The sequence below is a fragment of the Campylobacter sp. genome, from assembly GCF_052169515.1.
GTDB lineage: Bacteria > Campylobacterota > Campylobacteria > Campylobacterales > Campylobacteraceae > Campylobacter_A.
Genome location: NZ_JBQNCH010000008.1, coordinates 50,045 through 76,576, shown reverse-complemented (window position 1 = coordinate 76,576; position 26,532 = coordinate 50,045). Strand labels below are relative to the sequence as shown.

General features: G+C 36.9%; 29 protein-coding genes. 13 read left to right on the top strand and 16 right to left on the bottom strand.

Features of this window, described 5'->3' with window-relative positions; translation table 11 throughout:
* The first annotated feature begins 6 nt into the window (after positions 1-6).
* Both ACTTKV_RS04145 and ACTTKV_RS04140 read left to right on the top strand, forming a co-directional pair.
* Positions 7-849, top strand: a complete 843-nt coding sequence (locus ACTTKV_RS04145; RefSeq protein ID WP_442549386.1) for an SPOR domain-containing protein — start codon at positions 7-9, stop codon at positions 847-849.
* The gene (locus ACTTKV_RS04140; protein ID WP_442549385.1) at positions 846-1,634 is read left to right on the top strand and encodes a shikimate dehydrogenase; all 789 of its coding nucleotides are present in this window, start codon (positions 846-848) and stop codon (positions 1,632-1,634) included. The genes ACTTKV_RS04145 and ACTTKV_RS04140 overlap by 4 nt, the downstream gene beginning before the upstream one ends.
* Positions 1,635-1,786: 152 nt before the next feature.
* On the opposite strand, the gene ACTTKV_RS04135 is transcribed toward ACTTKV_RS04140, so the two are convergent.
* Positions 1,787-2,845 (bottom strand): TRAP transporter substrate-binding protein, encoded by a 1,059-nt coding sequence (locus tag ACTTKV_RS04135; protein WP_442549384.1) that lies wholly within the window; start codon positions 2,843-2,845, stop codon positions 1,787-1,789.
* A 91-nt stretch (positions 2,846-2,936) separates the two neighbouring features.
* Between ACTTKV_RS04135 and pyk the strand changes: the two genes are divergently transcribed.
* The gene (pyk, locus tag ACTTKV_RS04130) at positions 2,937-4,388 is read left to right on the top strand and encodes a pyruvate kinase (protein WP_442549383.1); all 1,452 of its coding nucleotides are present in this window, start codon (positions 2,937-2,939) and stop codon (positions 4,386-4,388) included.
* A gap of 174 nt (positions 4,389-4,562) precedes the next feature.
* Here the strand turns inward: pyk and dnaJ are convergent, their stop codons facing one another.
* Entirely contained in the window at positions 4,563-5,702 is a 1,140-nt protein-coding gene (gene dnaJ / locus ACTTKV_RS04125; protein WP_442549382.1) for a molecular chaperone DnaJ, read from the bottom strand.
* Positions 5,703-5,824: 122 nt separating this feature from the next.
* Here dnaJ and ACTTKV_RS04120 point away from each other — a divergent pair, with 122 nt between their 5' ends.
* The 10 genes from ACTTKV_RS04120 to ACTTKV_RS04075 all read left to right on the top strand — a co-directional run bounded on the left by ACTTKV_RS04120 (position 5,825) and on the right by ACTTKV_RS04075 (position 14,222).
* On the top strand, positions 5,825-6,496 hold the full coding sequence (locus tag ACTTKV_RS04120; RefSeq protein WP_442549381.1) for a response regulator transcription factor: 672 nt from the start codon (positions 5,825-5,827) through the stop codon (positions 6,494-6,496).
* Positions 6,493-7,749: an ArsS family sensor histidine kinase gene (locus ACTTKV_RS04115; protein ID WP_442549380.1), complete on the top strand. Its 1,257-nt coding sequence runs from the start codon at positions 6,493-6,495 to the stop codon at positions 7,747-7,749. The genes ACTTKV_RS04120 and ACTTKV_RS04115 overlap by 4 nt, the downstream gene beginning before the upstream one ends.
* Entirely contained in the window at positions 7,746-8,318 is a 573-nt protein-coding gene (gene recR / locus ACTTKV_RS04110) for a recombination mediator RecR (protein ID WP_009294391.1), read from the top strand. Before ACTTKV_RS04115 ends, recR begins: the two co-directional genes overlap by 4 nt.
* An 85-nt stretch (positions 8,319-8,403) precedes the next feature.
* A complete protein-coding gene (trpD, locus tag ACTTKV_RS04105; protein ID WP_442549379.1) occupies positions 8,404-10,008 on the top strand; it encodes an anthranilate phosphoribosyltransferase in 1,605 nt (534 codons plus the stop codon).
* Positions 10,008-10,619 (top strand): phosphoribosylanthranilate isomerase, encoded by a 612-nt coding sequence (locus tag ACTTKV_RS04100; protein WP_442549378.1) that lies wholly within the window; start codon positions 10,008-10,010, stop codon positions 10,617-10,619. The genes trpD and ACTTKV_RS04100 overlap by 1 nt, the downstream gene beginning before the upstream one ends.
* Positions 10,612-11,793: a tryptophan synthase subunit beta gene (trpB, locus tag ACTTKV_RS04095; protein WP_442549377.1), complete on the top strand. Its 1,182-nt coding sequence runs from the start codon at positions 10,612-10,614 to the stop codon at positions 11,791-11,793. The genes ACTTKV_RS04100 and trpB overlap by 8 nt, the downstream gene beginning before the upstream one ends.
* Positions 11,786-12,535 (top strand): tryptophan synthase subunit alpha, encoded by a 750-nt coding sequence (gene trpA / locus ACTTKV_RS04090; RefSeq protein ID WP_442549376.1) that lies wholly within the window; start codon positions 11,786-11,788, stop codon positions 12,533-12,535. Before trpB ends, trpA begins: the two co-directional genes overlap by 8 nt.
* 78 nt (positions 12,536-12,613) lie before the next feature.
* Complete coding sequence (locus ACTTKV_RS04085) at positions 12,614-13,030, top strand: restriction endonuclease (protein WP_442549375.1); 417 nt, start codon at positions 12,614-12,616, stop codon at positions 13,028-13,030.
* Entirely contained in the window at positions 13,030-13,347 is a 318-nt protein-coding gene (fliN, locus tag ACTTKV_RS04080; RefSeq protein ID WP_442549374.1) for a flagellar motor switch protein FliN, read from the top strand. Before ACTTKV_RS04085 ends, fliN begins: the two co-directional genes overlap by 1 nt.
* Entirely contained in the window at positions 13,344-14,222 is an 879-nt protein-coding gene (locus tag ACTTKV_RS04075) for an excinuclease ABC subunit A (RefSeq protein ID WP_442549373.1), read from the top strand. The genes fliN and ACTTKV_RS04075 overlap by 4 nt, the downstream gene beginning before the upstream one ends.
* 137 nt (positions 14,223-14,359) lie before the next feature.
* On the opposite strand, the gene ACTTKV_RS04070 is transcribed toward ACTTKV_RS04075, so the two are convergent.
* The 14 genes from ACTTKV_RS04070 to ACTTKV_RS04005 form a co-directional block, all read right to left on the bottom strand.
* Positions 14,360-15,808 (bottom strand): Ppx/GppA phosphatase family protein, encoded by a 1,449-nt coding sequence (locus ACTTKV_RS04070; protein WP_442549372.1) that lies wholly within the window; start codon positions 15,806-15,808, stop codon positions 14,360-14,362.
* Between the two features lie 2 nt (positions 15,809-15,810).
* On the bottom strand, positions 15,811-17,031 hold the full coding sequence (locus tag ACTTKV_RS04065; protein WP_442549371.1) for a sensor histidine kinase: 1,221 nt from the start codon (positions 17,029-17,031) through the stop codon (positions 15,811-15,813).
* Positions 17,032-17,066: 35 nt separating this feature from the next.
* On the bottom strand, positions 17,067-17,738 hold the full coding sequence (gene hsrA / locus ACTTKV_RS04060) for a homeostatic response regulator transcription factor HsrA (RefSeq protein WP_002942555.1): 672 nt from the start codon (positions 17,736-17,738) through the stop codon (positions 17,067-17,069).
* A 76-nt stretch (positions 17,739-17,814) separates the two neighbouring features.
* Positions 17,815-18,141 carry a dihydroneopterin aldolase gene (locus ACTTKV_RS04055; protein WP_442549370.1) on the bottom strand — a complete coding sequence of 109 codons (327 nt, stop codon included), beginning with the start codon at positions 18,139-18,141 and terminating at the stop codon, positions 17,815-17,817.
* Positions 18,138-18,749, bottom strand: coding sequence for a glycerol-3-phosphate 1-O-acyltransferase PlsY (plsY, locus tag ACTTKV_RS04050; protein ID WP_442549369.1), 612 nt, complete (start codon positions 18,747-18,749; stop codon positions 18,138-18,140). Before plsY ends, ACTTKV_RS04055 begins: the two co-directional genes overlap by 4 nt.
* A 60-nt stretch (positions 18,750-18,809) precedes the next feature.
* The gene (locus tag ACTTKV_RS04045) at positions 18,810-21,098 is read right to left on the bottom strand and encodes a helicase HerA domain-containing protein (RefSeq protein ID WP_442549368.1); all 2,289 of its coding nucleotides are present in this window, start codon (positions 21,096-21,098) and stop codon (positions 18,810-18,812) included.
* An 8-nt stretch (positions 21,099-21,106) separates the two neighbouring features.
* Positions 21,107-22,189 (bottom strand): PilZ domain-containing protein, encoded by a 1,083-nt coding sequence (locus ACTTKV_RS04040; RefSeq protein WP_442549367.1) that lies wholly within the window; start codon positions 22,187-22,189, stop codon positions 21,107-21,109.
* Between the two features lie 130 nt (positions 22,190-22,319).
* Positions 22,320-22,919 carry a peroxiredoxin gene (locus ACTTKV_RS04035; RefSeq protein ID WP_442549366.1) on the bottom strand — a complete coding sequence of 200 codons (600 nt, stop codon included), beginning with the start codon at positions 22,917-22,919 and terminating at the stop codon, positions 22,320-22,322.
* Positions 22,920-23,177: 258 nt separating this feature from the next.
* A complete protein-coding gene (locus ACTTKV_RS04030; protein ID WP_442549365.1) occupies positions 23,178-24,182 on the bottom strand; it encodes a beta-ketoacyl-ACP synthase III in 1,005 nt (334 codons plus the stop codon).
* A 3-nt stretch (positions 24,183-24,185) separates the two neighbouring features.
* On the bottom strand, positions 24,186-25,175 hold the full coding sequence (gene plsX / locus ACTTKV_RS04025) for a phosphate acyltransferase PlsX (RefSeq protein ID WP_442549364.1): 990 nt from the start codon (positions 25,173-25,175) through the stop codon (positions 24,186-24,188).
* A 3-nt stretch (positions 25,176-25,178) separates the two neighbouring features.
* Complete coding sequence (rpmF, locus tag ACTTKV_RS04020; protein WP_002942540.1) at positions 25,179-25,325, bottom strand: 50S ribosomal protein L32; 147 nt, start codon at positions 25,323-25,325, stop codon at positions 25,179-25,181.
* A gap of 11 nt (positions 25,326-25,336) precedes the next feature.
* Positions 25,337-25,696, bottom strand: a complete 360-nt coding sequence (locus ACTTKV_RS04015) for a hypothetical protein (RefSeq protein ID WP_442549363.1) — start codon at positions 25,694-25,696, stop codon at positions 25,337-25,339.
* Between the two features lie 14 nt (positions 25,697-25,710).
* Positions 25,711-26,124, bottom strand: coding sequence for a nucleoside-diphosphate kinase (gene ndk, locus ACTTKV_RS04010; RefSeq protein WP_442549362.1), 414 nt, complete (start codon positions 26,122-26,124; stop codon positions 25,711-25,713).
* 103 nt (positions 26,125-26,227) lie between these two features.
* Positions 26,228-26,512 (bottom strand): 4Fe-4S dicluster domain-containing protein, encoded by a 285-nt coding sequence (locus tag ACTTKV_RS04005; protein WP_103579661.1) that lies wholly within the window; start codon positions 26,510-26,512, stop codon positions 26,228-26,230.
* Positions 26,513-26,532 lie beyond the last annotated feature (20 nt).

Below are 26,532 nucleotides of genomic sequence, written 5' to 3'. Positions count from 1 at the left end.
TAAAAAGTGGAAAACGATGAGTTAAAAGATATTCTTTTAGAAAGAGATGATGAAGCAAAGGGCTTAAAACTAAAAAAACTTTTGATGTTTATAGCGGCCCTTGTTATACTTTTTTTGATTATTGTGGTGGCCATGAAGCTAGTAAATTCGGGCGATTCTACACAAGCTCAAAATGAAGCTGACTCAAGACTAGTACTTCCTCCAGTACCTGTAGAACAGCCAGTAGATACACAAGCTCCATTAGCTAATACAAATACGGATAATAAAAAAAGTGATACTCAGCTTTTTGAGCAAGTGCCTATAGTGCCTGAAAATAAACAGCAAGATGAATTTGAAGATATGATCAAGAAGCTAAAAGATAAAGAAAACAATAAGGCTGTTTCTAAAACTGAAGAGCCAAAAGAAACAGCAAATTCTACTGAAAAGCCAGTTGAAGCACCAGTAAAAAAGACCGAGGTAAAAGCAGAAACCCCAGCTAAAAAGGCTGAAAAGATAGCAGCTCCTGAGAAAAAGACTGAGGTAAAGCCAGCTAAGACTGAAACCAAGGTTGAGAAGAAAGCTGAAAAGAAGAGCGAAGCCAAAGAAAAGGTAGAAAAAAAGACTGAATCAGCTAAGGCCGAGAGTATTGCAAAAGGCTCTTATGTTCAAGTATTTGCAACTAGCAAATTTAATCCAAATGCTGAATACATGAAGAAGATCGCAGCCAAGGGATATAATTATAAGACTATAAAAGTTGGCGAGCTAACTAAAATTTTAGTTGGTCCGTTTGATGAAAAAGCACTTCAAAAAGCAGTCAATGAAATAAGAAAAGACGTTAATAAAGACGCTTTTATCTTTAGAGCAAAATGAAAACATTCGCAGTTTTTGGAGATCCGATAGCTCATTCGGTATCTCCAAGACTACACAACAAAGCCATTGCTGATCTGGGACTGAACGCTCTTTACACAAGAGTCTTACTAGAAGATGGCAGTAGGCTAATCAATAAATTTAAATCCTTAAAATTAAACGGTGCAAACATTACACTTCCGCATAAGGAATGGGCTTTAAAGCTGGCTGACAAAGCCTCGGATAGTGCTTGTAAAATAGGCTCTGCAAACACACTTGTGTTTAAGGATGGCAAAATTTATGCTCACAATACAGATTCGCCTGGATTTTTAAAGGCAATAAAAAATTTTAAAGATGCAAAGAGTGCCATTGTGCTTGGAGCAGGTGGGACTGCAAATGCCATAACTTATGCATTAAAAGAGCAAGGTATTGATGTTTGCATACTAAATAGAAGCAAGGATAGGCTTGAAAAATTTAAAGATGAGTACAAATGCTTTAGCTGGGATAACTACGAAGATCAAAAATTTGATCTAGTCGTTAACTCGACCTCGGCTGGATTAAAAAATGATCTTTTGCCAGCACCCAAAGAAATTCTAAGAAGTATTTTTAAAGATGCCAAATTTGCATTTGATGTGATTTATGGTAAGCAGACACCATTTTTAGAAATGGCAAAACAAAATAATCTTAGTGCAAAAGATGGAACCGATATGCTTTTATATCAAGCGGTTTTGGCACTAAATTTATTTTTTGATAATACGCTTGATGAGGCAAAAATCGAGCATTCAATGAGAGAAATTTTCTATCTATAATAGCTACCAGTATTTATTTTTATAAAAATTTATGCAAGTATAATTTTGCGCTAAATTAAAAAATTATGGCTTTTGTAAAACATTTTGATTAAAAATTTTTGTTGAAAGTAATTGGTAGAAAATATAAAAGCAGGGAAAGCCCCTGCTAAATTTTACTCTTCGTTTGTTTTGATATAAGCGTAGTCTGAAATTTTAGTCCACTCTCTTGCTTTTTTTAGGAAAGCTCTTTGAGACTCAACGATCTCTTTAAATAGTGGATCTTTCGCGCTCTCTTCATCAAGTAGCTCATTTGTAGCCTTTTTAAGAGCTGCGATTACTTCTGATGGGAATGATTTTACTTGGATGTCAGGATACTCGCTCTTCATTTTGTCCCAATACTCTACGTTTGAGTAAAATACCTTTGTATTCGCATCTCTTGCCACCTCTGCAGCAGCTGCCTCAAAGATCGCTTTTAGGTCATCTGGAAGTTTTTCATATGATTTTTTATTAAAGAAAAACTGAGTTTCGCCGTTTGGCTCTTGCCAGCCTGTGTAGTAGTATTTTGCTACTTTGTGGAAGCCAAGTGCCATGTCATAAGCTGGACTTACCCACTCAACTGAGTCGATCGTTCCCATCTCAAGAGCCATGTAAAGCTCACCAGTTGGAATAGTGTTGATATTTGCTCCGAGTTTAGAGTAAATTTCGCCACCAAAGCCAGGAATTCTTATCTTTAAGCCTTTGATGTCATCGACTGATTTGATCTCTTTTTTAAACCAACCACCCATTTGCATGCCGGTATTTCCAGCTCTAAAAATTTTAATGTTATATGGATCGAAAACTTTTGCTTCAAGCTCTTTACCGCCACCAAATTCATACCATGCTGTTTGTTCGTCAGCATTCATCATAAATGGAGTTGCTGTAAAGAATATAGTCTTAGCATCTTTGCCTTTGTAATAGTAGCTTGCGGTGTAAGTTATGTCGTATTGACCACTTTTTGCAAAGTCAAGCATTGCAAAAGGCGACTTGTGTTTTGATGGATAGTCGATTCTTAGCTCAATTCTGCCGTTGCTCATCTTTTCGACTTTATCTTTTAGCTCTTTTGGTACTTCACCAAGAACTGGCATGGTGCTTTCCCATGAGCTAGCAAGCTTTAGCTTGTATACTTTATCATCTCCCATTGCAGCACAAGCAAGAGCCGCTAAACCAAGAGATGCTAGTAAAAATTTATTCATACCTTCTCCTTTAAAATTTTGCATATTATACAAAAAATTACGTTATTAAAATGTGTTATAATCGCAAAAATTAAATTTGCGGGACATAAAAATGATAAAAAAGACAAAAATTGTAGCGACTTTGGGACCAGCAAGTGACAATGAAGAGACTATGGAGGCGATGGTTAGGGCAGGTGTTAATGTCTTTCGTTTAAATTTTAGTCATGGAACACACGAATACCATAAATCAAATATTGATAAAATAAGAAATATAGAAAAAAAGCTAAATAAAAGAATAGGCATCCTACAAGACATTTGTGGACCAAAGATAAGAGTAGGCAAGCTTAGTGAACCATTTTATCTGCAAGCTGGCGACGAGTTAAGCATACATGCGGAGGATATTATTGGTGAAAAAGTTGCAAAAGGCGTTTACAAAGTAAGTCTTAATCAGCCTCAAATTTTACCTATGCTAAAAGTTGGCGAGTATGTCTACCTTTATGATGGCTCGATCAGAGCGAGGGTAACAGGCGAGGGAAAAGAAATTGTAAAAACTATCATCGAGAATGATGGAGTTCTTAACTCAAACAAGGGCGTAAATTTCCCAAATACTGCTCTTGGTATCGAGATCATCACACAAAAAGATAAAGAAGATATGGAGTTTGGCGCAAATCACGGTGTAAATTTCGTTGCTATTAGCTTTGTTCAAGACGCAAATGACGTGATAAAAGCAAGAAATATTTTAAAAGAATTTGGCTCACGTGCTGCCATTTTATCTAAGATTGAGAAATTTGATGCAGTTGAAAATATAGACGACATTATCGCGAAAAGCGATGGTATCATGGTAGCAAGAGGCGATCTTGGCATAGAAGTGCCATTTTATAAGGTCCCAACTATCCAAAAGCTCATCATTAAAAAAGCAAATGCAGCTAGCAAACCAGTCATCACCGCTACTCAGATGATGCTAAGCATGGCAGAGCACGAGACTGCCACAAGAGCGGAGATCAGCGACGTAGCAAACGCTGTATTAGACGGTACTGATGCGGTTATGTTAAGTGAAGAGAGCGCGATCGGTAAAAACCCAGTCGCAGTCGTAGAGGCGATGAGCCAGACGATCATCCAGACTCAAAGCATCTATCCTTATAATAAATTTGATGAGTTTGACTTTTTTGATGAGACTGATATGGTAGCGAGCAGTGCAGCCTCTCTAGCCGTTCGTATAAAAGCAGACGCGATCCTTTCTATCACAGGTTCAGGCAAATCGGCCATAAAATTAGCTAGAAACCGTACGAATATAGATATTATTGCAGTTGCTCACGATGAACAGACGGCTCACATGCTTACTCTTGCTTGGGGTGTAACACCAGCGCTAGTGCTTGAAAAGACAAAGCTAAATGTACTTCTTGCAAATGTCGTGAAAAAGGCATATGATGCTGGATATGTAGAGCATGAAAAGACCTATCTTGTCACGGCCGGTCACCCAACAGGTGTGGAGGGTAGCACAAACCTCATACGCATCATTAGACGTGATCAGCTTGATTATTATCTAGAACTTGCAACTGAGTAAGTTTAGAAGAATTTGGTGTTTGGATATATCTGGGCATCAAAGTTTGTTTTAATTTTTTTAGATTTCTCTTGTAAATTTTAAAAATTTGCATTTGTTTTAATTGATTATAAAAGATTTAAAAGTTTATTTTTTGGTAGAAATTTGTGACGCTAACTTTCGCGTCACAAATCAATTTTATTTTTTCTTTTTCTTCTTTGGCTCTTCGCCTTTAAACCAGCCTTTTATCTTGTCAAAAACGCTTTCATCGCTATTTGACTTGCCTGATTCTATACCAAAGCTCGCCTGAAGTTTATTTAAAAGCTCTTCTTGCTCATCGTTTAGTTTATCAGGTGTTTGGATAGAAATTTGAGCTACAAGCCTACCTTTTTTACGCGAATTTACGCCTTTAATGCCCTCGTTTTCAAATATAAATTGCTGCTTATCCTTTGCACCAACTGGAAGTTTTAGCTCAGCTTCTCCTCGAAGTGTTGGTATTTTTATGCTCTCGCCAAGTACTGCTTGAGTGAAAAAGACAGGAATTTCTATGTAAACGTCGTCGTTGTGACGTATAAAATGTTTATCCTCTTTGACGTTGATACTTACATATAAATCGCCTTGAACGCCGTTTGTGCCGATATTTCCTTTGCCGGCAACTCTCATTCTCGTGCCGTTATCGACACCTTCTGGAATGGTGATCTTTACGGTTTGCTTCTCTATTTTGTAGGCTTTTGCATTACAATCAGGACAAGGATCACTTATAACTTCACCGCTTCCTTGGCAGTATGGGCACTCTTGGACGATATTCATAAAGCCATTTCCGCGTGTTATCCTACCGCTTCCACCACAGTGATGACAAGTTTTATTTTTGCCATCTTTGCTGCCAGTTGCATTGCAGGTTTTGCAAGGCACTTTTTGATCAAATTTTATCTCTTTTTCGCAGCCAAAAACAGCTTCATTAAACTCTAAATTTATAGGAATTTCAAGATCAGCTGAGTATTTTTCGGAGTATCTTTTCTTTTGAGACCGGCCAGAAAATCCACCGCCAAAAAATGAATCAAAAATGTCTGAAAGGTCAAAATCAGCACTAAAACCGCCACCGCTACCAAATCTTCCGTCAAGCCCATCTTTGCCGTATTTATCATAAATCGCACGCTTTTGCTCATCGCTTAAAACTTGATAAGCTTCATTTATTTGCTTAAATTTAAGCTCTGCTTCCTTGTCGCCAGCATTTCTATCTGGATGGTATTTTAAGGCAAGTTTTCTAAAGGCTTTTTTTATCTCATCGCCATTTGCATTTCTTGAAATTTCAAGGATTTCGTAATAATCAAACTCCACATCTTTCCTTGTTTATTAAGCTTATTTTAAATATGGGATTTTACCCAAAAAAGTTTAAATTTAAAAAAGAATTTACATTTTTGCCGTATAATCTCTACTACTTTTAATGAAAAGGAATATGTATGATAAATGTTTTAATGATAGAAGACGATCCAGAATTTGCTCAAATTTTATCTGAATATCTTGATAGTTTTAATATAAAAGTTACGAATTTTGAAGACCCATATTTGGGACTTAGTGCAGGGATTAAAAACTACGACCTACTTATACTTGACCTTACTTTGCCAGGCATAGACGGTCTTGAGGTTTGTAAAGAAATTCGCCAAAAATACGACATTCCTATTATTATAAGCTCAGCTCGCAGTGACATTAGCGACAAGGTCGTTGGCCTTCAGCTTGGTGCGGACGACTATCTGCCAAAACCATATGATCCAAAAGAGATGTATGCTCGTATCACAAGTCTTATAAGAAGATATAAAAAGACAAATGAAGTACAAGAAGAGGTTGTTGATAGCGCATTTAGGATCGATGATAAACGTCACGAAATTTATTTTAACAATGAGCCATTAGCTCTTACGCCAGCTGAGTATGAAATTTTGACATATCTTATCAAACAACACAGTTTTTCAGTCTCTCGTGAACAGTTAGTTTATAACTGCAAAAGCCTAAAAGATAAAGACTCAAAGAGTTTAGATGTCATTATCGGACGCCTTAGAACAAAGATCGGAGATAGTTCAAAAGCACCAAAGCATATATTTTCAGTAAGAGGTATAGGATATAAGCTTATCGGATGAAATACTCCATAACGACTAAAACAACCATTATCTTTGCCATCGCTTTCTCGCTGATGTGTTTGCTCTTTGTAACTTTTGCAAACATTCAGCAAGAAAGTGCTTTAGAAAAGCTAAAGGATAGGCAAATAAGCGCAATGAACTACCTTGTTGCACTCTATGAACGTGGAAATCCACCAAGGGATTTAGAGCACTATTTTAAAAATTTTTACCTAGAATATGTCGGAAATAAAAATTTGGCTACATCTGTTGCTACAAATGGAACCGTTATTTTTACGCAACACACACCTCTTGGTATAGTCCAGTCGGTTAATTATAAAGGCGATTTGTATCTGCTTATTAAAAATCCATCTTTTCAGCTACTTCTTGAAAGTAACGACGCAAGACACGTAAATGATCCACTTTGGGTCGCATTTTTGATAGTTTCGGCCCTTCTCATCTCACTTTATGTTTCTGTTCTTAGAAGTCTTTCGCCGCTTAGAAGGCTTAGTAAAGACATTAGGAAATTTGCCAGTGGAAATATGGAAATGGCGATGACGGCTAAACTAAATGAAAACGAGCAAGATGAGATCGGTCAGGTCGCAGTGGAGTTTGATAATGCCGTTTGTAAGATAAGAGAACTCATCCGCTCAAGGCAGCTATTTTTGCGTGCGATTATGCATGAGCTAAAGACGCCTATTGGCAAGGGCAGGATCGTTTCTGAGATGGTCGTAAACGAGACTCAAAAGATGAGACTTATCAATGTATTTGAGCGACTTGAGATGCTGATAAATGAATTTAGTAAAGTTGAGCAGCTCCTTTCTAAAAGCTACGCACTAAACTACCAAGAGTGCCATTTTTCACTTATATTAGAGCAAGTACAAGATATGCTTATGCTTGATAAATTTGAAGAGCGAGTGAGCTGCGACATCAGGGACGATGTCATATTAAGAGTGGATTTTCAGCTTTTTAGCTTGGCGATTAAAAATTTGATAGATAATGCCCTAAAATACGCAGAGGATAAAAAGGCTATTTTAATCTGCGATAGCGAATTTATAGCGGTTAAAAATTTAGGCAAAAAGCTAAATCATCCGATTGATTACTACAAACAAGCTTTTGTGCGTGGCGATAAAGTAAGCGCAGGAAGTGGCATGGGGCTTGGACTTTATATCATTGAGCAAATTTGTCAGATGCAAAAATTTGAACTTGTGTATGACTATGAAGAAGGCTATCACGTATTTAAAATTTTACTTAGATCAAAGGCAAAACGAGCATGAAAAGAGGCTTAGAAAAATTTAACGAGCTAACTGAATCTTTTGCGAAGTTGCCAGGTGTTGGTAAAAAATCAGCCGCAAGGTTTGCCTATTTTGTCTGCATGCAAGATAGCTTTGCAGGGCTAAGACTTGCTCAAAATATCGAAGATGCGGTGAGATTTATTAAGCGTTGTGAGCGTTGTGGTGGGCTAAGTGAAAATGAAATTTGTGATATTTGCAGCGATGAGAGCAGGGATAGTGAGGTTATATTACTGGTTGAGAGCCCAAAAGATATCCTAGTCTTTGAGCAAAATGGTATCTACAACGGCCTTTATTTCGTGCTTGACGAGATAGATGAGGATGCCATAGAGAGGCTGCGAAGTGCGATCAAACAAAATGGCTCAAAAGAGGTCGTTTTTGCCTTTACGCCGGGATTAAATTCTGACGCGCTTATGCTTTACGTCGAGGACAAGCTTGGCATGAGTGAAATTTCATTTAGCAAGATTGCTCAAGGCGTACCAACTGGTGTAAATTTAGAAAACGTCGACATGCTTTCACTTTTAAAAGCCTACGAAAGCCGCACAAAAGCCTAATTAAACTTTCTTTTAGTTATAATTTTACCTAAATTTATAGAAATTTAGGCAAGGCTCAACCGCTGCTAAATTTAAAGGATATAGGTTGATTTTACTCATAGATAATTACGATAGTTTTGTTTTTAATGTTGAGCAATATGTAAAAGAGCTTACAGATGAAGAGGTTAGATGTGTTAGAAATGACAAGATCACGCTTGATGAGATCAAAAAACTAAACCCAAGTAAGATAATCTTAAGTCCAGGGCCAAAGCATCCACAAGACAGCGGAGTTTGTTTAGAAATTCTAAAAGCCGACCTTGGTGTGCCGGTGCTTGGAATTTGCCTTGGACACCAAGCTATCGGTCTAAGCTATGGTGCAAAGATAAAAAGACTAGGTGACCCACTTCATGGCAAAACATCTTTTATTGATGTAAAAAATAAAGAGCCACTTTTTTCAGGTCTGCCTGAGCGCTTTGAGGTTATGCGCTACCACTCACTTTATGTTGATGAGCTCCCAGAGTGTCTAAGTGCTGACGCTATAAGTGATGATGGCGTGGTGATGGCACTTAGCGTAAAAGATAAGCCGATCTTTGGCATCCAGTTTCACCCTGAGAGTTACTTCACGCAATACGGTAAAAAGATCGTTGAAAATTTTGTAAATTATCAAGCAAAAGATGAGGTTAAAGAGCCTAAAATCCGCTCACTTAAGCCATATCTTATCAAGCTTCAAGAGAGCATACCACTTGATGATAGCGACTTTGAGCAAATTTGCGAGATAATAGCCAGTAAAGAGTACGAGATCGTGCAGCTTTCAGCCCTTTTGGTGCTGATTAGCGAAAAGAGCCTCTATCCAAAAAGCCTCGCTGCGCTTGCGAAAAATATCCTAAAATACTCACAAACTTACCGCGACGATACGCCTATGATCGATCTTTGCGGCACAGGCGGAGATGGCTTTAAGACGATAAATATCTCAACCACGGTCGCCTTTATCCTAGCAAGCCTTGGTATAAAGGTCGCAAAGCACGGCAACAAGGCCGTCTCAAGCAAATCAGGCAGCTCTGATGTGCTTGAAATTTTAGGCGTAAAAAGTGAAAAATCACTGGCAAAACAGCGTAAAAATTTAGCAAATAAAAATTTAGCCTTTTTTCACGCGCCATTTTTCCATCCACTAGTTGGCGAGGTAAGAGAGGTGCGCCAAAGACTTGGCATAAGAACCGTGTTTAACGTGCTTGGACCGCTTTTAAATCCAAATTTAAACCTTACAAATCAGCTAGTTGGCGTCTATCACAAGCCAGTTTTAAAACTCTACGCCCAGACGCTTAAGATCCTTGGCAGAAAGCACGCTCTAGTCGTTCGCGGTGATGACGGACTAGACGAGATCACTCTTTGCAGTGAAACAAGCGTTGTTGAGCTAAAAAATGGCGAAATTTTTGAATACAGCATCACACCAGAGCAGTTTGGCTTTAAAAGAGCGCTTCACAGCGACATAGAGGGCGGCACACCAGAAGAAAATGCCAAAACTTTGATCCGCACGCTAAAGGGCGAGGAGCAGGGGGCGAAATTTGACATCGTGGTCTTTAACGCGATGTTTGCGCTTTATGCAGCTGATGGCGCAAAGAGCCTAGATGAAGCCAAAAATATGGTGCTTGAAGTGATAAAAAGCGGCAGAGCGTATAAATTTTATGAAGAGTTTATAAAGGCGCAAGCGTAATGGCGCTAGTTAAAATTTGTGGTATCAAAACACTAGATGAAGCAAGCGCGGTTTGCGCTTTAGATGTTGATTTTATCGGGCTAATATTTGCCAAAAGCAAAAGAAGGGTCGAGCTAAATTTAGCTAGGCAGATAGCGAAATTTGCTCACAGCAAGAGCAAAAAAGTAGTTGGTGTTTTTGCTGAGCAAAGCGACTGTGAGATAATGGAAATTTGCCAGTTTGCAGAGCTTGACTTAGCTCAGGTGCATGGAGCAATCAGTGAAAATTTGTATGCAAATTTAAAAGATATGGGCCAAGAAATTTGGCAGGTTTTTAGCGTGAAAGATAGCTTGCCAGAGGTTGATTTTAAACATTTTGACATGGCGCTTTTTGACTGCAAGGGCGAAAATGCAGGCGGAAACGGCACTAGCTTTGAGTGGGAAATTTTAAAAGAGGTTAAATTTAAATTTGGCATGGCTGGGGGCATAGGCGAGCACAACATAAAAGAGGCGCTCAAATTTAAGCCATATCTAGTCGATATCAACTCAAAAGTCGAGGACGAAAACGGCATAAAAGACGCACAAAAGATAGAGAGAATTTTAAAGATCATAGGTGAGGTAGAAGATGAATAGTAAAGCATATTTTGGAAAATTTGGCGGGCAGTTCGTGCCTGAGACGGTGATGTTTGCCCTTGATGAGCTAGAAAGCGCCTATGCTAGCATTGCAAAGACAAAAGAGTTTAAAGACGAGCTTGATGATCTGCTTAAAAACTACGTTGGCAGGCCTAGTCCGCTCTTTTTTGCAAAGCGCCTGAGCGAGCACTACGGACATGAAATTTACCTAAAAAGAGAGGATCTAAACCACACCGGCGCGCATAAGATAAATAACGCCCTAGCTCAAGCGCTACTTGCTAAAAAAATGGGCAAAAAGAAAATTTTAGCTGAGACTGGAGCTGGTCAGCACGGCGTGGCAACAGCGACTGCGGCGGCACTTTTGGGCTTAGAGTGTGACGTGTATATGGGTGCTACAGATGTTGCTAGACAGCAGCTAAATGCCTTTCGCATGCAGCTTCTTGGAGCAAAAGTAGTGAGCGTAGAAGACGGTCTAAAAACGCTAAAAGAGGCGACTACGGCGGCTATTCAGGCGTGGGTAAATGAGATAGAGAGTGCATTTTACGTCATCGGTTCAGCCGTTGGTCCGCACCCATATCCAAAGATCGTGCGTGACTTTCAAAGTATCATCGGCACCGAGGCCAAGGCTCAGCTTGCAGAGTATGGCAAAAAGGCCGACTACGTCATCGCCTGCGTTGGCGGCGGCAGTAATGCTATTGGAATTTTTAGTGCATTTTTGGACGATGAGAGCGTAAATTTAGTAGGTATCGAAGCTGGCGGACTTGGCATAGAGACGCCTTATCACGCAGCTACGCTTAGCAAAGGCAAAACTGGCATCATCCACGGCATGAAAACTACGGTCTTGCAAGACGAGTATGGTATGATCTCGCCAGTGCATAGCATCTCAGCAGGCTTAGACTACCCAGGCATCGGACCAGAGCATGCTCACCTAAACGACATTAAAAGGGTAAGATACGAAGCAGTAATGGACGATGAGTGCATAAACGCTCTTTATTTCTTAAGTAAGATGGAGGGTATCATCCCAGCCATCGAAAGCGCGCACGCACTGGCATATCTAGAAAAGCTTTGCCCAAAACTAGATAAAAAAAGCGTCATAGTCGTAAACGTCTCAGGCAGGGGCGATAAGGACATAAACACAGTTATCGGCTACGAAAAAGGAAAAATTTATGGATAAGATAAAAAGCGCATTTAGCGGCAAAAAGGCAAACATCGGCTACATCGTGGCTGGATATCCAAGCCTAGAAAAAACGAAGGATTTTTTAGAAAATTTAGATGAGAGCACGCTTGATCTAGTAGAGATCGGCATCCCTTACTCTGATCCGCTGGCTGACGGTAAACTCATTGCACAAGCTAGCTTTGAGACGGTGCAAAACGGCGTAAATACTGACGTTGTCTTTGACATGCTTGAGAGTTGCAAGGCAAAAGTGACAAAGCCACTTGTTTTTCTGGTCTATTTTAATATCATCTTTGCTTACGGCGTTGATAAATTTCTCAAAAGATCGGTTGAAGCTGGAGTAAGCGGCTTTATCGTGCCCGATCTGCCTTGTGAGGAGTGTGAAGAGTTTGCTCTAAAATGCAAGGAGCTAAATCTAAGCCTGATACCACTTATTAGCGTCACCTCTGGGGGCAGAGCGGATGGAATTTTAAAATTTGGCTCAGGATTTATTTACGCTCTTGGCGCGATTGGCGTTAGCGGCTCAAAGAGGGCTGATGAAGATAGGATAAAAAAATTAGTTCTAGATCTTCAGCTAAAGAGCGATCTACCAGTGGCTGTAGGCTTTGGTATCAAAAACAAAGATGACGTTAATGAAGTAAAAAAGTATGCTGATGGAGCGATAATCGGCACGCAAATAGTCAGGCTTTTTGCGGAATATAGTGGTAAAGATCTGATAAAAGAGATAGATAAACTCTTTTAAAATGCTTAATAAATTTATAGCTAATTTAGTAAAGCCAAAGTATAATTGAGAACCAATTTCGAGTCTTAAGGAAGAGATATGAAAAAATTTATAGACGAAGCTACAAGTTATCTTTGTAAAGATACTTTGGGGCTAGATTTAGAAGCTGGCAAAAGCCTTGGCAAGGGATTTTATGGGGCTAGCATACCTGTTTATAAAGACAAAAGCGAGTATCATTTTTATCTATTTTTTAAAAAAGATACTTTAAAAATTTTCATGAATGCCTTTTTTGGTCACGAAGATTTTGATGGTGGCGATTTAGACGATCTTTGCAAAGAGATAGCCAATCAGATCATTGGTAAAGCTAAAAATTTATTAAACGAAAAAGAGCCAAATGCGTACAAACTAGGAACGCCTGAATTTTTGGGTGAAGTTGAAAATTTTGGCATAAAGCTAAAAGAGAAATTTATATATAAAATAAAAAATAGAACATTTCAAATAGGCTACGATATATAATGAGCGAAGAAAGTGCGATAGAGACACTAGAGCAGTTAGGGCTTTTTAAGAGCTATGACGAGCTTTTAGATATCAGTGTTGACTTTATAGCTGAGCTAGGAACCACTACGGTTAGTATAAACGATCTTTTAAAGTTCGAAGCCGGATCGGTTATAGACCTTGAAAAACCAGCTGGCGAGAGCGTAGAGTTGTATATAAATAATAGAATTTTTGGAAAAGGCGAAGTAATGGTTTATGAGAAAAATTTAGCCATCAGGATAAATGAAATTTTGGACTCAAAGTCAGTTATTCAATACTTCAAAAAAGAGCTTTTATGAAATTTATATTAGCTTTGCTTCTTTTTGCAACACAAATTTTAGCTTCAAACTTACTAGCTTATAATATCTATGAACGTAACGATAGGGTTGATATTATGCTTAGTTTTGATGCGCCTTATGAGGGAAATATCTTTCAAAAACGTGAAAAAAATACGACATCTTTGATATTAAATTCGCTAAGTTATGATCAAAGTACTAGCAAGGATATAAACTCAAAAATCATTCAAGAGCTAGAGATAGAGCCAAAGCAAAACTCGCTAGTTTTAAATTTGCGCTCAAACGATGCTATTATTGTAAACGCCTCAAAGACAACTGATAGCTTTGGACTGCGTATTCGTGTAACGCTAAAAAATACAAAACCTCAAATACAAAATATGCCTCAAGCTAGTGCAAAAATAGAGGCAGCTACTATGCCAAAAACTGAAGAAGAACCTATGTTAAGCATAGATTCAAGGTATTTTATAGTCTTAAGCATACTTATAGCGCTTCTTGTGTTTTTATATATATTTAAAAAATATATTACTTCAAAAAGCAATGACTTTAGCGGATTTAAAACGCTACAAAGACAACCTCAAAATGAGACCAAGTCGATGAATTGGCTGCTTAAAAATCAAAATAGTGGCGTAAATATCATCTATGAAAAATATCTTGATCGCACAAATAAACTAATGCTTTTAAGCTATGAAAATAGGCGCTATTTAGTGATAGTTGGTAGCTCAAATGTGATGCTTGATAGCTTTGGTGAGGACAAGATCCAAAACGAGCAAGATTTTGCTGTATTTTTTGAAGAAAACAAGAAAAAGTTGAGCTCATTTCTGGAAGAGCGAAAAAATAGCTTAAATAACTACAAAGATAAGATGAGCGGAGAATTTTAGGGGTTAAAGATTAAAATAAATTTTTGATTACATTAAGACCTATAAAATTTCAAAATTTCATTTATTGTATATTGGCAACTAGTTTTGGGATACGCTAATACTTGTTGCTAGTTTTCGAATTTTATTTTATTTGAAATCTACACAAACGAGATGGCAAAAATTTCAGGTTTTGCGATCTTTTTTATCTCTTCTTTTGCCATGGCAAATTCTTTTGCGCCTTCTATTTTTAGGGTATGACCACTAAATTCAAAGCTTAAATTTAATCTCTCGCACGTTAGATCAAGTGCTTTTGCAAGTGAGAGTATGAAGCTCAGCCATCTCACACACTCAGCTTTTGGAAGCAAATTTTTATATCTCTCAAACTCATATATATTTTTTTTACCATTTGTGCCAATTATCGTTGCAATTAGCGTTTTTTGCTCATGAGAATAGCCATAGTTTAAGGCATTTAAGACGATAAATGCCGAATTTTTATGATCTCCATAAAAGCCAATTTCTTGACCGACATTGCATAGCTTTGTAGCTACTAAGAGTGGCTCGAGATAGTTATCATTTAGTCCATGAAGCTTTTTAAGTGCTACAAATATATCTTTTGCATATCTTGACACAGTCTTGTTGCAGGAAAGTATGAAGCGATCTTGCAAGCTTTTAATGCTTGGGTTAAAATTTTGTGGAAATTTAAGGCTTGGACGTAAAAAATCTTTTAAAAACACACCCTCTCTTACACCAACGCCGCTTGTGATGATATTTTTGGCATTTAGCGCCTTGGCAAGCGCCAAAAAGATATGCGCACCTTCTCTAATGGTGTCGTATCTATCTTTTTTTATAGGAAATTTATTTAGCTCAAGCACACTCACATTTGCGATGTTATCGATGTATGCCTCTTCATCGCTAAGTTTGTACGAAAATCCATGGAGCGATGAAAGTGGATATGAGTTTTTGCTCATTATGGCTGTTGAGATCGCTCTTAGTGAACCGCCGATAGCGATTAGATTTTGGCATTTAAAACGTTCATCTATCTTTGCTGTAATCTCTGATAAAAATTTTGGCAGTTTGTTTAAATTTTTCTTATCAAAAAAAAGCTCTTTTAGCCTAACGGTACCGATGTCAAGTGAAAGAACATCGACTATTTTGCCTTTGCTTATCCTAGCAAGTTCAGTTGAGCCACCGCCGATGTCGATAGTGACGCATTCGTCGATCCTATGGAGTAAATTTGTTGCCGCGATTGCTCCAAAAGTAGCCTCTTCTTTACCGTCTATTACTTTTAAATTTATACCCAGTTTTTTTCTTAAAAGCGAGATCAAAACACCAGAATTTGGAGCGTCCCTAAGCGCTGAGGTGCCTACACATAGTACTTTGTTGCACTTGTAGCTTTTGATAATGCTTGAAAATTCACTAAAAGCTTTGATTGCTTTTTGCATTGAAATTTCTGAGATTTCATTGTTTGAGCCATATCCGCCTTCTCCAAGACGTACCTTTGTTTTATATTCAGCTAGTATAAAAAATGCCAAACGTGATGTTCGCTCAAATATTGCCATACGCATAGAATTTGAGCCAAGATCAATTACTGCGGTTCTCTTTGCCATTTTTATCCTTTTATATTTAAAACTAGGCTTGCGACTGCACCGCTTCTATCATTTCTATTTTTAATATCTACTTCGCCACCAAGAGCTTGTGCCGCACCTTTAGCTAGAAATAATCCAAGTCCAGCACCACCTTTGTCGCCGTATCTTTTAAATGGAGCAAACAAATCTTTGCTCTCATCGATGCCTATACCCTCGTCTATCACCTCAATAGTGAATTTATTTTTTAAAAGCCTTGAGTTTATTATGATAGTGCTATTTTTTGGCGAAAATTTAATAGCATTTTGGACAAAATTTTGTACGATGTGAGTTAGTAGGCTAGTTTGGATTTTTATGTTTAAAATTTCTGGTTCTAGGTTTAATTCAATATTTTTTTCGTCACTTTTTGCAAGCACATCATAGTTTTTTGCAAGCTTTTTCAAAAATCCTATAATGTCAATACTTACAGGCTCTTCAAACTGTGCTCCCTCTTGTCTACCGATCTCAAGTATGGAGCTTATCATTGCATTCATGCCATTTATGGCTTCATTATTTGACTTTAAAGCCTCAATATATTTTTCACACTCACGCGGTTTTAAAAGCGTAACTTCATTTTTTGTTTTCATTACGGCAAGTGGTGTTTTTAGCTCGTGCGCCACACCTACAAAAAGCTCCTTTTGATATAGGACAAATGTTTGTATACGAGAGATTAGTCTGTTTATACTGTGTCCAAGTGGTAAAAATTCATCTGGCAGGCTTTTTATATCAATCTCATGTAGAAATTTTTCATCTAAATTTGTAAGCTTTGAGCTTAAAATTTTTATAGGTATTAAAAGCATTCTTGATAAAAATAGTGCATAAAAAAGCACAAAAAGTATCGCCGTGACATTTACGATTATAATATCTATAAAAATTTCTTCTACTATCTGGTTTTGGAGTGTAGTTTCTTTTTCTAGACTTAGGTAACTATCGTCATTAAGTCTTGTTGTTAAAATTGTAGTGCTTTGATTTTTTGATTTATGCATTACTACATACGTCTCTTTTTCTTTTGCCTCTCCTGTCTCTATCGTTGCTAGAGTTTTATTGGGTATTTCTATTGTGAATGTTTTTAAATTTGAAGGATTAAAATTTTGCGGATCTTTTTTGTAAGCTTCTGCTTGATAGGTTAGTTCATTAACAACACTTTGAAAAACAGTAACTCTTATATAGTGATAAAGCATCACCGAAATAACTACAATTAGCATCATCGCACCAGATGCTAATTGTAATATAAATCTATTTCTTAAGCTTTTTTGGGAAAACAAAATCTATATCCGCGTCTTCTAACTGTTTCAATAGTAGAAATATTTAGCGGCTTGTCCATTTTTTGGCGAATTTGGTTGATAGCAACCTCGATAACGTTTGGAGTTACAAGCTCTGGCTCTTCCCAGATAGCGTCAAGCAGTTGCTCTTTAGATACGATCTGATCTGAGTGTCTTGCAAGGTGAGTTAGTACCTCAAATGGTTTGCCTTTTAGCTCAATATCGCGGCCTAAATATGTGATTTTCTCTTCATCTGGATTGATGATGAGCTCGTCTATTTTGATGATATTTGTACCACCAAAGCGTAGTCTAGCTTCAAGTCTAGCTACTAAAATGTCAAAATCAAATGGCTTTTTGATGTAGTCATCAGCGCCAGCTCTAAGTGCTTTGATCTCGCTCTCTTTATCATCCTTTGCAGAAAGTACAACAACTGAAGTGCGTGGAGATTTGTGTTTGATGATATTTATAAGATCTACACCGTCGCCATCTTGAAGCATCCAATCAGTTAAAACCAAGTCATAGTTTCTGATGCCTATATAGTACTCAGCATCTTTAAAATTTTCAGAGCTATCTGTCTGATAGCCAAACTCTTGTAGGCCCTCAGCAATCGTCTTGTTTAGCGTTACTTCATCTTCTACTATTAAAATACGCATTTTATTTCCTTAAACTAAAATTTATTGGCGATTGTATCATAAATTAAGCAACATTTCAAGATACTTTAATAAATTTTTAAAAAACAGTGCTGATTTTTGCTCCGACGACCGCATTTGGTAAAATTTCGGTTTTTAAAATTTCCATTTTTAAGCTTGTAAGTGAGCTAAATTTCTCTTTTAATGCTTTGCAGGTTGCCTCAAGTGACTCTTCAACGCCTTGAAATTTTTTTTCATTATAAAAACTATTTATAAAATCCATAACTAAAATATAATCAACAAAACTAGTTGAGCAAATTTCCAGATTTACTTGTACTTCCTGCTTGCCTACTCGCTCAAAGTCAAGCATTCCAATAACTGTTTTGAACTTATAATCTTTTATAATAGTTGTTATTTCACTTTTCATACGACTTTTTGCTCCTTGCCAGATATTAGGCGAACGATATTTGGTATATGTTTATAAACTACTAAAAATGCAATGATTAGAAGCGGTGCATGCGTGTAAATTTCATCTAACTCCGGATGGATCACAAAGCTTGAGACAATGAGTGCTATCAAAGCACAAAGTGAGGCAAGCGAGCTAATCTTTAAAAATTTACCAACAAAAAACCAAACTACTAAAGCGATAATAATCTCAACTGGCAAGAAAAATGCTATCACGCCAGCTCCAGTAGCAACACCTTTGCCACCCTGAAATCCTAAAAATACTGAGAAACAGTGTCCTACTACGCTTAAAACCGCCATCGTCCAAAGTACGCTTTGACTAGCTCCCAAAGACGAAGCAACTATAAGTGGCAAAATACCCTTTAGCACATCACAAACCACAGTCAAAATAGCAAGTTTTTTGGCTAGTTTTGGATTGGTCTGTTTTAAAACTCTTAGAACATTTGTTGCACCGATGCTCTTACTACCTTCGTTTTTTATATCAACGTGACCAAAAATTTTTGCGAGTATTAGACCTGATGGGATACTGCCAAGCAGATAGCTAATAGCATAAAGTATTAAATTTTGCATATATTACCTTTTATAATTAAAGAGCGAATGATAGTAAAAAAATACTAATTCTTTTATAAATCATCTCCACAAAAGCACGACTTTTTCGTCATAGATATCACTTTTCTTAGGTGAAATTTGCGTCTCATTTATCGTAATATTTTTGACATCATTTGCTTCTTTTAATTCTTCGCTTTCTTTTAAAAATTTCTCTTCAAGCTCACTTAGGGCTAAATTTATATCATTTACATTTTGTTCGCTAAGTTTGACATCACTTCTCTCTTTTAAAACCTTGTTTGCACTTCTGGCACTTGATGCGATCTTGCCGGCATTTTGTCGAGATAAGAGTTTGTTGCCAAATAGTGCCCCAAGTATGCTTGCGCCGATATTTATAGCGGCATCAAGGCCACTTGTGGTCATATCTTTTTGCTCTTTATCAAGCTTTGCCAAGGCTTTGTTTAGTTTATCTTGCAAGTTTTTTTGCTCTTTTTCAAATTTAGCTGTAAGCTTTGCGGTTTGCTCTTCTAAAATTTCATTACACTTGTCCTGAAGTCTTATAAAAAACTGCTCCTTTGACTCATTGTCTTTTGAATAAATCCCCATCGCCTCAAAGGTATTAAATTTAAAATTTCTATACAAATACTCTTTGAAATCTTTTTCAATACTGTTAAAATTTTTAGCGCTCGTTATGAAATTTGGAACAGTAGCAAAACTTGCACCGCTTGGCTCATCTTCACTTGCATCAATATGCAGGTCTTCACTGGCATCGCTCCAGTTTGGCTCTTTGTCATTTTCGTTTAGTTCATAAAGATAGCTTACTTCGCAAATGCTATCTATACCTTTTTTTGCATCATAAATTCTGACTTTTGCACTTGCAAATAAATTTGGTGTAAGATTTTTTGAACTGGTGTAGAGTTGTGTGATCTCATTTGAAATGATAGGTTTTATGCTAAATTTCAACTCGCTTTTATCTACACTTTCACCGCTTAAATTTTCTTTTTTATCTTTCATTAAATTTGAAATTTGTTCGCGGCTAAGTGGGCCTTTTAAATAGCTTAGCGCCCATCTCGTAGAGATCACGTTTAGTCCGTCTTCGTTTATGTTTTTAAGTAAAAAATTTCTTTTTGCTAAATTTGATATGAGATTTTCAAGCGAGGATTTATCTAGATTTGATCCAGCGATACCGCTTAGTCCGTCTATAACGCGTGCTTTGTCTTGTGCTGTTTGTAGGCGACCGATAAACCAAGTGCCAATGTTACTAAGGCCTTTATAGTCAAGATCGACCGGATTTTGTGTGCTCAATATACAACCAAGGCCAAATGCACGAGCTTGCTTTAATAGTGTAAGCATCGGTGTTTTTGAAGGTGGGTTTGCGTTTGGTGGGAAAAAGCCAAAAATTTCATCCATATAAAGGATCGCTCTAAGTGAGCTTGTGCCCTCTGTGCTTCTCATCCAGGCGATTATTTCATTTAGCAAAAGAGTGACAAAAAACATTCTCTCGGCATCATTTAGATGTGAGATTGTAAAGATATTGCACTTTGCTTTTCCGTTTTTGTCAAATAGCATTTTAGAGATCTCAAGCCTAACGCCTTGCGTCCAACCCTTAAAACTAGGACTTGCGATCAATGCATTTAGCTTCATGGCAAGCTTTAATCTATCGCTACTTGGATAGAAAGTATCGATGTCAAAAACACCTATCTTTTTAAGCGGAGGGTTTGCAATGAAATTTATAAGCTCTTCAATACCTACATCTTTTTTATCTCTAAATTTGGTCTCAAAGATACTTGAAATAAGAAGCTGTTCTTTTGAATTCATATCTTCAGAATTTATCCCTATTAGTGATAATACTGAAGCTGCAAGAGAACTTATATAGTTGCTAAAAATTTCTTCATCGGCTATATCTGGACAAATAAAATCGCTCAGTAGCGCCACTCCGATACCAGCTGAACTTTTTGGAGTGTAGATATTAAAATCAGCACTTTCTTTTAAAATTTTAACTCTCTCAAGATCTTGAAAGCTTGACTCAATGCCATTTCTCCACATCTGCGCTTGACTGGTGGCAAATTCTTCGATACTTTGACCTTTATTGGCTGCTTCGTTTTCATCAACATATGGTAAAAAATCCTCTGTTTTCATCTGTGGAAAAGTGAGAGCTAAGTTTGTGATGTCGCCTTTTGGATCGATTATTATAGAGGGGATATTATCTATACAAGCCTCTTCTAAAAGTGTGATACCAAGGCCTGTCTTGCCACTTCCGGTCATACCTATGATAGCAGCATGAGTAGTTAGGTCTTTATTTTTATATAAAAATGGCTCTTTGTCTTTTAATCCGATATAAAAAAGCTTTAAATTTTCTTGTATTGTTTTCACTGATTGCCTTACTCGTATAAATTTATGCGTGAGCGGAGCTCATCAAGTGTCTCTTTGATACGTCTTTGTGTGAAATCTTTTATTGTTTCATCATCTTTGGTAAGCTCCAAGCAGTATCTGATATAGCCTTTATATGCTAATTCTGTAACAAGCTTTAGTTTCAAAGATACACTTTTTGATTTATCTGGTTCCATCAAAATATCGAAATTCGCTTCTACCTCTTCTCCGTGTTGAAAATTTGTAGTTTGTGAGCTTAGTACGCTTATGCCGCCTTCAGAAATATCATAAAGGCTACCTTCAAGATTGCCTTGTTTGCCCTTAATAAAAATTTTCGTAAAACGATTTGGCAAGATTCGTTGAAATTTCCTTTTGTACGCATACATCGATGTATTTCGTAAGAAATTTGAAAGAGTGACGCCTTTATTAACTATATTATAATTAACAATATCAGCACATAATGGTTTCGAAAAAAAGCTGTTTGGTAAAATGAAGCCTTTACCATCTTGCTTCATAGCTAAAATTTGCATCATATCTACACGAAAGACGACGCTATCTTCTTTAACTTCTAAAATTTCAGCTTCGTACTTTATATTAAGCCCGTCGTATAAATTTAAAAATTCTGGCTTTACCTTGGCGTTTTTCATGCGAGTAAATGTGTTGATCGGATCTTCGTAGAAAAACATTCCAGTATCAATCATGGTTTTTACTGCAGTTTCTTGACTACCTTTGCTGCTACATAAGATCTCTTTCATTCTTGAAACAGCGTTTACAAAATAGCCCACAAAGGTGCTATTGTCGCAAGAGCGACTAAAGCTTAGTATCAAATTTAAAAGTAAAAAATTTACCAACTCATCTTTTGTATTTGATTTTGGGATTAGATTATTTAAGTCGTCTTGCAGTTGTTGGAAATTTGGTATTTGGATAAGCAGCGTATCAAAGATATTTTCAAGACAAATTTTTACTTGATCGTGTGGCACAATAAAGGTTAGTTGTCTACAAAATTTAATACCATCGTCGATAAATTTAGCTCTTAATTTGAGAATGCTATCTTCGCAATTCATTACAAGCTCTTGCCTGCCCTTAAAATCCATTGGGTCTCCGGAAAGTTATTAGTTAAAGTTTTTACTATAATATAGAAAGTTATATTAAAAAAATATTTAAATATGCAGAAATATGTAGAGAGAGAAAATTTCTAGGCAAAGCTGCCTAGAAATTTTTGAATTATAATTTGCTTTCGTTGTGTGAAAGGTAATCAGCAACACCATCTGTGCTTGGCTTCATACCAGCATCACCTTTATGCCAACCAGCTGGGCAAACTTCGCCGTGCTCATTTGTAAATAGCATAGTGTCAACCATTCTTATCATCTCGTCAATATTTCTGCCAAGTGGAAGATCGTTTACTACTGCGTGGCGAACTGTGCCGTCTTTGTCTAGTAGGAATGAACCACGAAGAGCTACGCCAGCGTCTTCTAGAAGTACGTCAAATCCGCGAGCTATTGATTTTGTCATGTCAGCTACGATAGGGAAACGAACTTTACCAATACCACCTTTGTTTACTGGAGTCTCTTTCCATGCAAAGTGAGAAAATTGGTTGTCGCATGAAACCGCAATAACTTCGATACCACGTGACTTAAACTCGTCATATCTTTTGTCAAATGCGATAATTTCACTTGGGCAAACAAAAGTAAAGTCCATTGGATAGAAGAATACAACTGCACCCTTTTCGCCAATATTTTTATAAAGATTAAAATCATTTACGATTTGATTGTTTCCTAAAACTGCTGCAGCTGTAAAATCAGGTGCTTTTTTTGTTACTAACATTTGTTCTCCTTAATAATAAATTTTATTGATTGCGAAATTATATCTATACTAAATTAAATTTAGTTTAAATATATTTTAAAAATTTAAAGAAAGTAAAGAATGTCTATTTTTCAAAGTATAGATAAAAATTTATTTAGACACATATGTATTATAGTGAGTTAAATTAAAAAGCATTATAAATAAAAATCGTTGCATGACTTTCAAACAAGAAATGGGTTTTAAGATTTTGTGAAAGATATGGTTAAATTCTAGATGTGATTATAGGTCACTAAAATTTTTTCCGCCAAATTTTAGAATCGCTGATCCCCAAGTAAAACCACCACCAAATGCATCTAAAAGTAAGATCGATCCATTTTTTATACGACCCTCTTCATAGGCATCATTTATTGCCATTGGAATTGACGCAGAGCTTGTATTGCCATACTTGGCGACAGTTAAAACGCACTGTTCATCTTTAAAATTTAGCCTATCTTTTACTGCATCTATTATTCTTATATTTGCTTGATGCGGTATAAAAAAGTCAACATCGCTACTTTGCATTTTGTTTGCGTGTAGAATTTCTATAACACTTTTGCTAAGTGTTTGAACTGCTATTTTAAAAACCTCATTTCCACTCATGTGGATAAAATTTAGTCTATTTTTTAGCATTTCTTCGTTAGCTGGGAAGGCACTTCCGCACCCTGGTGTTATTAAAAGCTCGGCTTGTTTGCCATCGCTTGCTGTGTGAATATCAATAATCTCATTTTCTTCACTTGCACTAATTATAGCCGCACCGGCACCATCGCCAAAAAGTATGCAAGTGCTTCTATCAGTATAATCAATAATTGAGCTTAATTTCTCAGCCCCTATTATTAAAATATTTTTCTTGGCACCACTCATGATAAGAGAATTTGCAAGTTCTAAAAGATAGATAAAACCTGTGCAAGCTGCACTTATATCAAATGCTGTGATACCGTAATTTAGACCTAAATTTGCAGCTATTTTGCAAGCAGTTGATGGCATGCAAAGATGATCAGGCGATATTGTGGCACATATTATCGCATCAATATCTGATTTATCAAGGCCAGCACGCTTTATAGCTATCTCGGCAGCCTTAGTGCCAAGATCACTCGTTATTTCATTTGTCGCAATATGCCTTTGCCTGATTCCAGTTCGCTTAACTATCCATTCATCACTTGTTTCAACTATTTTTTCAAAGTCAAAATTTGTCATAACTTTTTCTGGAACATAAGATGCGATAGATATTAACGAAGCTTTTGGCATATTTTACCTTGCAAAGTGTGAAAGTTCTTCTTCAATGACTTTATTTATATTTGAATTGGCAAATTTGATTGCTTGAAAGGTGGCATTTTTTATGGCTTTTGAATTACTCTTGCCGTGGCTTATAATGACGCAACCATTTACACCAAGAAGAGGCGCGCCACCGTACTCATCATAGCTTACTTGTTTTTTAAGAGTCTTAAATACTTTTTTCATAAGTACTGAACCAGCCATAGCAAGAGGCGATTTTTTGACTTGTTTTTTGATTATCTTGCCTATCGCATCAGCAACACCTTCGCTAGTTTTTAAAAGAATATTTCCCATAAAACCATCGCAAACCATGACATCTATGCTGCCATCAAAAATTTGGTTACCCTCTGCATTGCCAACAAAGCTATCAAGTCTAGAAATTAGTTTAAAGGCTTCTTTGCTAACCTCATTGCCTTTGCTTTCTTCCTCGCCATTTGATAAAAGTCCAACTTTTGGCTCTTTTCTACACAAAATTTCTTTTGCATAAGCTTCCCCCATTATGGCAAATTGAAATAAGTGCTCGCTTTTACAATCAACATTTGCACCGACATCCAAAACTAAGGTTGCAGAGTCCTTTGAATTGGGCATAAGTGTTGCGATAGCTGGGCGAGAAACATTTTTTAATCTACCAACTCTTAGTGTAGCTAAGCTCATTGTAGCACCACTATGACCAGCAGAAACGACAGCATCAACTTCTTTGTTTCTTAAAAGCTCTATTGCTTTGTAAATTGTACTATCTTTTCTTTTTAATGCATCAGTTGCACTATCTGACATAGAAATAACTTCTGAAGCCTCTAAAAATTCGATATTTTTTAAGTAAGGTTGTGGAATGAGTGGTTTTATGGCATTGCTATCGCCAACTAATATAGCTTTAAATTCTGTCTCTTTTAGCGCTTCAATAACACCAGATATTATTGGGTCTGCGCCAAAATCACCACCCATAGCATCAATAGCAATGCGAATCATATTTTAGTATTCACCTGTTGTTTTGTTTATGCGGTGAGGCATTTTCCAAGAACCGTCTTTGTCTTTTACAGGTACTGGAAGTGTAACTTTGTAATGTGTTCTGCGTTTTGCTGCACGAGAATGACTTACTCTACGCTTTGGTACTGCCATTTTACTCTCCTTTATAAATTTTTACATTTTTCACAATAAAAATAATCGCTCTTAAAAGCTTCTAGTTCGCTTTCAAAAACTTCTATTAAATCAATATTGCCGTCATAAAATTCCATCGTATCGCTAAGCTCATTTTCGTTGTCTTTATAGACTCCGTCGCTTAAATTTAGCTCTACGTTTTGATCAACTGGCAACATAAATTCATCACCACATCGATCACAAATATATTTTATTTCACCCTTTATAGTACCTTGGCATTTTACTAAAAAAGGGTCTTTTTTCTTTAAAATTCCACTAAATTCTAAACTATTATTTCTTCCAAGCTCAAAGTTAATCCCTTGGGCTGTTACTTTAGAGAAAGAAATTTTCAAAATTTAGCCTAAGATTAGCAAATTTCTCTTGAAGCAAAGAAGAAATTTATCTCATTTGCAGCATTTTCTAGGCTGTCACTTCCGTGAACTGCGTTTGCGTCAATGCTATCAGCAAAATCAGCTCTGATAGTGCCAGGAGCTGCTTCTTTCGGGTTAGTTGCACCCATTAGATCGCGGTTTTTAGCAACTGCATTTTCACCCTCTAAAACCATAACTACAACTGGTCCGCTTACCATAAATTCAACTAGATCGTTGAAAAAAGGTCTATCTTTGTGAACTGCGTAAAATGCTTTTGCATCGCATTTGCTAAGTTTGATTTTCTTTGCAGCAGCGACTCTTAAGCCATTGCTTTCAAATCTATCTATGATTTTTCCAACAACATTTTTTTTAACAGCGTCAGGCTTAATAATAGAAAGTGTTCTTTGCATAAAATTTCCTTAAAATTTAGGTTACTTATAATGAAGTTGGCAATTATATCAAATAAATCTTAAAAATAAAATAGGCTCAAATTTGAGCCTAAAATTTGTAAATTTATTGGATTACTGGAGTGCTACCAGTGCGAGAATCAGCACCGATCTGATCGCGTGAAGGTTGCCCTGCTACCACTGCATCCCAGACGATACAGCCATCAGTTGGACAGGCAGATGCACAGGCTGGCTCGTCATTGTAGCCTACACATTCAACACATTTGTTTGAATAAACATAGTAAGTGTCTTCTCCAGTTGGGTTATCGCTATCATCAACAATAGCTGAAACTGGGCACTCATCGATACATGAGCCACAGCTTATACATATATCAGTTATTTTTACAGACATTTTTTCTCCTTAAATAAAAT

Coding starts and splice junctions, on each gene's coding strand:
- ACTTKV_RS04140 (WP_442549385.1), top strand. CDS start 846: ATGAAAACATTCGCAGTTTTTGGAGATCCGATAGCTCATTCGGTATCT.
- ACTTKV_RS04135 (WP_442549384.1), bottom strand. CDS start 2,845: ATGAATAAATTTTTACTAGCATCTCTTGGTTTAGCGGCTCTTGCTTGT.
- pyk (WP_442549383.1), top strand. CDS start 2,937: ATGATAAAAAAGACAAAAATTGTAGCGACTTTGGGACCAGCAAGTGAC.
- ACTTKV_RS04120 (WP_442549381.1), top strand. CDS start 5,825: ATGATAAATGTTTTAATGATAGAAGACGATCCAGAATTTGCTCAAATT.
- ACTTKV_RS04115 (WP_442549380.1), top strand. CDS start 6,493: ATGAAATACTCCATAACGACTAAAACAACCATTATCTTTGCCATCGCT.
- recR (WP_009294391.1), top strand. CDS start 7,746: ATGAAAAGAGGCTTAGAAAAATTTAACGAGCTAACTGAATCTTTTGCG.
- ACTTKV_RS04100 (WP_442549378.1), top strand. CDS start 10,008: ATGGCGCTAGTTAAAATTTGTGGTATCAAAACACTAGATGAAGCAAGC.
- trpB (WP_442549377.1), top strand. CDS start 10,612: ATGAATAGTAAAGCATATTTTGGAAAATTTGGCGGGCAGTTCGTGCCT.
- trpA (WP_442549376.1), top strand. CDS start 11,786: ATGGATAAGATAAAAAGCGCATTTAGCGGCAAAAAGGCAAACATCGGC.
- ACTTKV_RS04085 (WP_442549375.1), top strand. CDS start 12,614: ATGAAAAAATTTATAGACGAAGCTACAAGTTATCTTTGTAAAGATACT.
- fliN (WP_442549374.1), top strand. CDS start 13,030: ATGAGCGAAGAAAGTGCGATAGAGACACTAGAGCAGTTAGGGCTTTTT.
- ACTTKV_RS04075 (WP_442549373.1), top strand. CDS start 13,344: ATGAAATTTATATTAGCTTTGCTTCTTTTTGCAACACAAATTTTAGCT.
- ACTTKV_RS04070 (WP_442549372.1), bottom strand. CDS start 15,808: ATGGCAAAGAGAACCGCAGTAATTGATCTTGGCTCAAATTCTATGCGT.
- ACTTKV_RS04065 (WP_442549371.1), bottom strand. CDS start 17,031: ATGATGCTAATTGTAGTTATTTCGGTGATGCTTTATCACTATATAAGA.
- hsrA (WP_002942555.1), bottom strand. CDS start 17,738: ATGCGTATTTTAATAGTAGAAGATGAAGTAACGCTAAACAAGACGATT.
- ACTTKV_RS04055 (WP_442549370.1), bottom strand. CDS start 18,141: ATGAAAAGTGAAATAACAACTATTATAAAAGATTATAAGTTCAAAACA.
- plsY (WP_442549369.1), bottom strand. CDS start 18,749: ATGCAAAATTTAATACTTTATGCTATTAGCTATCTGCTTGGCAGTATC.
- ACTTKV_RS04040 (WP_442549367.1), bottom strand. CDS start 22,189: ATGGATTTTAAGGGCAGGCAAGAGCTTGTAATGAATTGCGAAGATAGC.
- ACTTKV_RS04035 (WP_442549366.1), bottom strand. CDS start 22,919: ATGTTAGTAACAAAAAAAGCACCTGATTTTACAGCTGCAGCAGTTTTA.
- ACTTKV_RS04030 (WP_442549365.1), bottom strand. CDS start 24,182: ATGCCAAAAGCTTCGTTAATATCTATCGCATCTTATGTTCCAGAAAAA.
- plsX (WP_442549364.1), bottom strand. CDS start 25,175: ATGATTCGCATTGCTATTGATGCTATGGGTGGTGATTTTGGCGCAGAC.
- rpmF (WP_002942540.1), bottom strand. CDS start 25,325: ATGGCAGTACCAAAGCGTAGAGTAAGTCATTCTCGTGCAGCAAAACGC.
- ndk (WP_442549362.1), bottom strand. CDS start 26,124: ATGCAAAGAACACTTTCTATTATTAAGCCTGACGCTGTTAAAAAAAAT.
- ACTTKV_RS04005 (WP_103579661.1), bottom strand. CDS start 26,512: ATGTCTGTAAAAATAACTGATATATGTATAAGCTGTGGCTCATGTATC.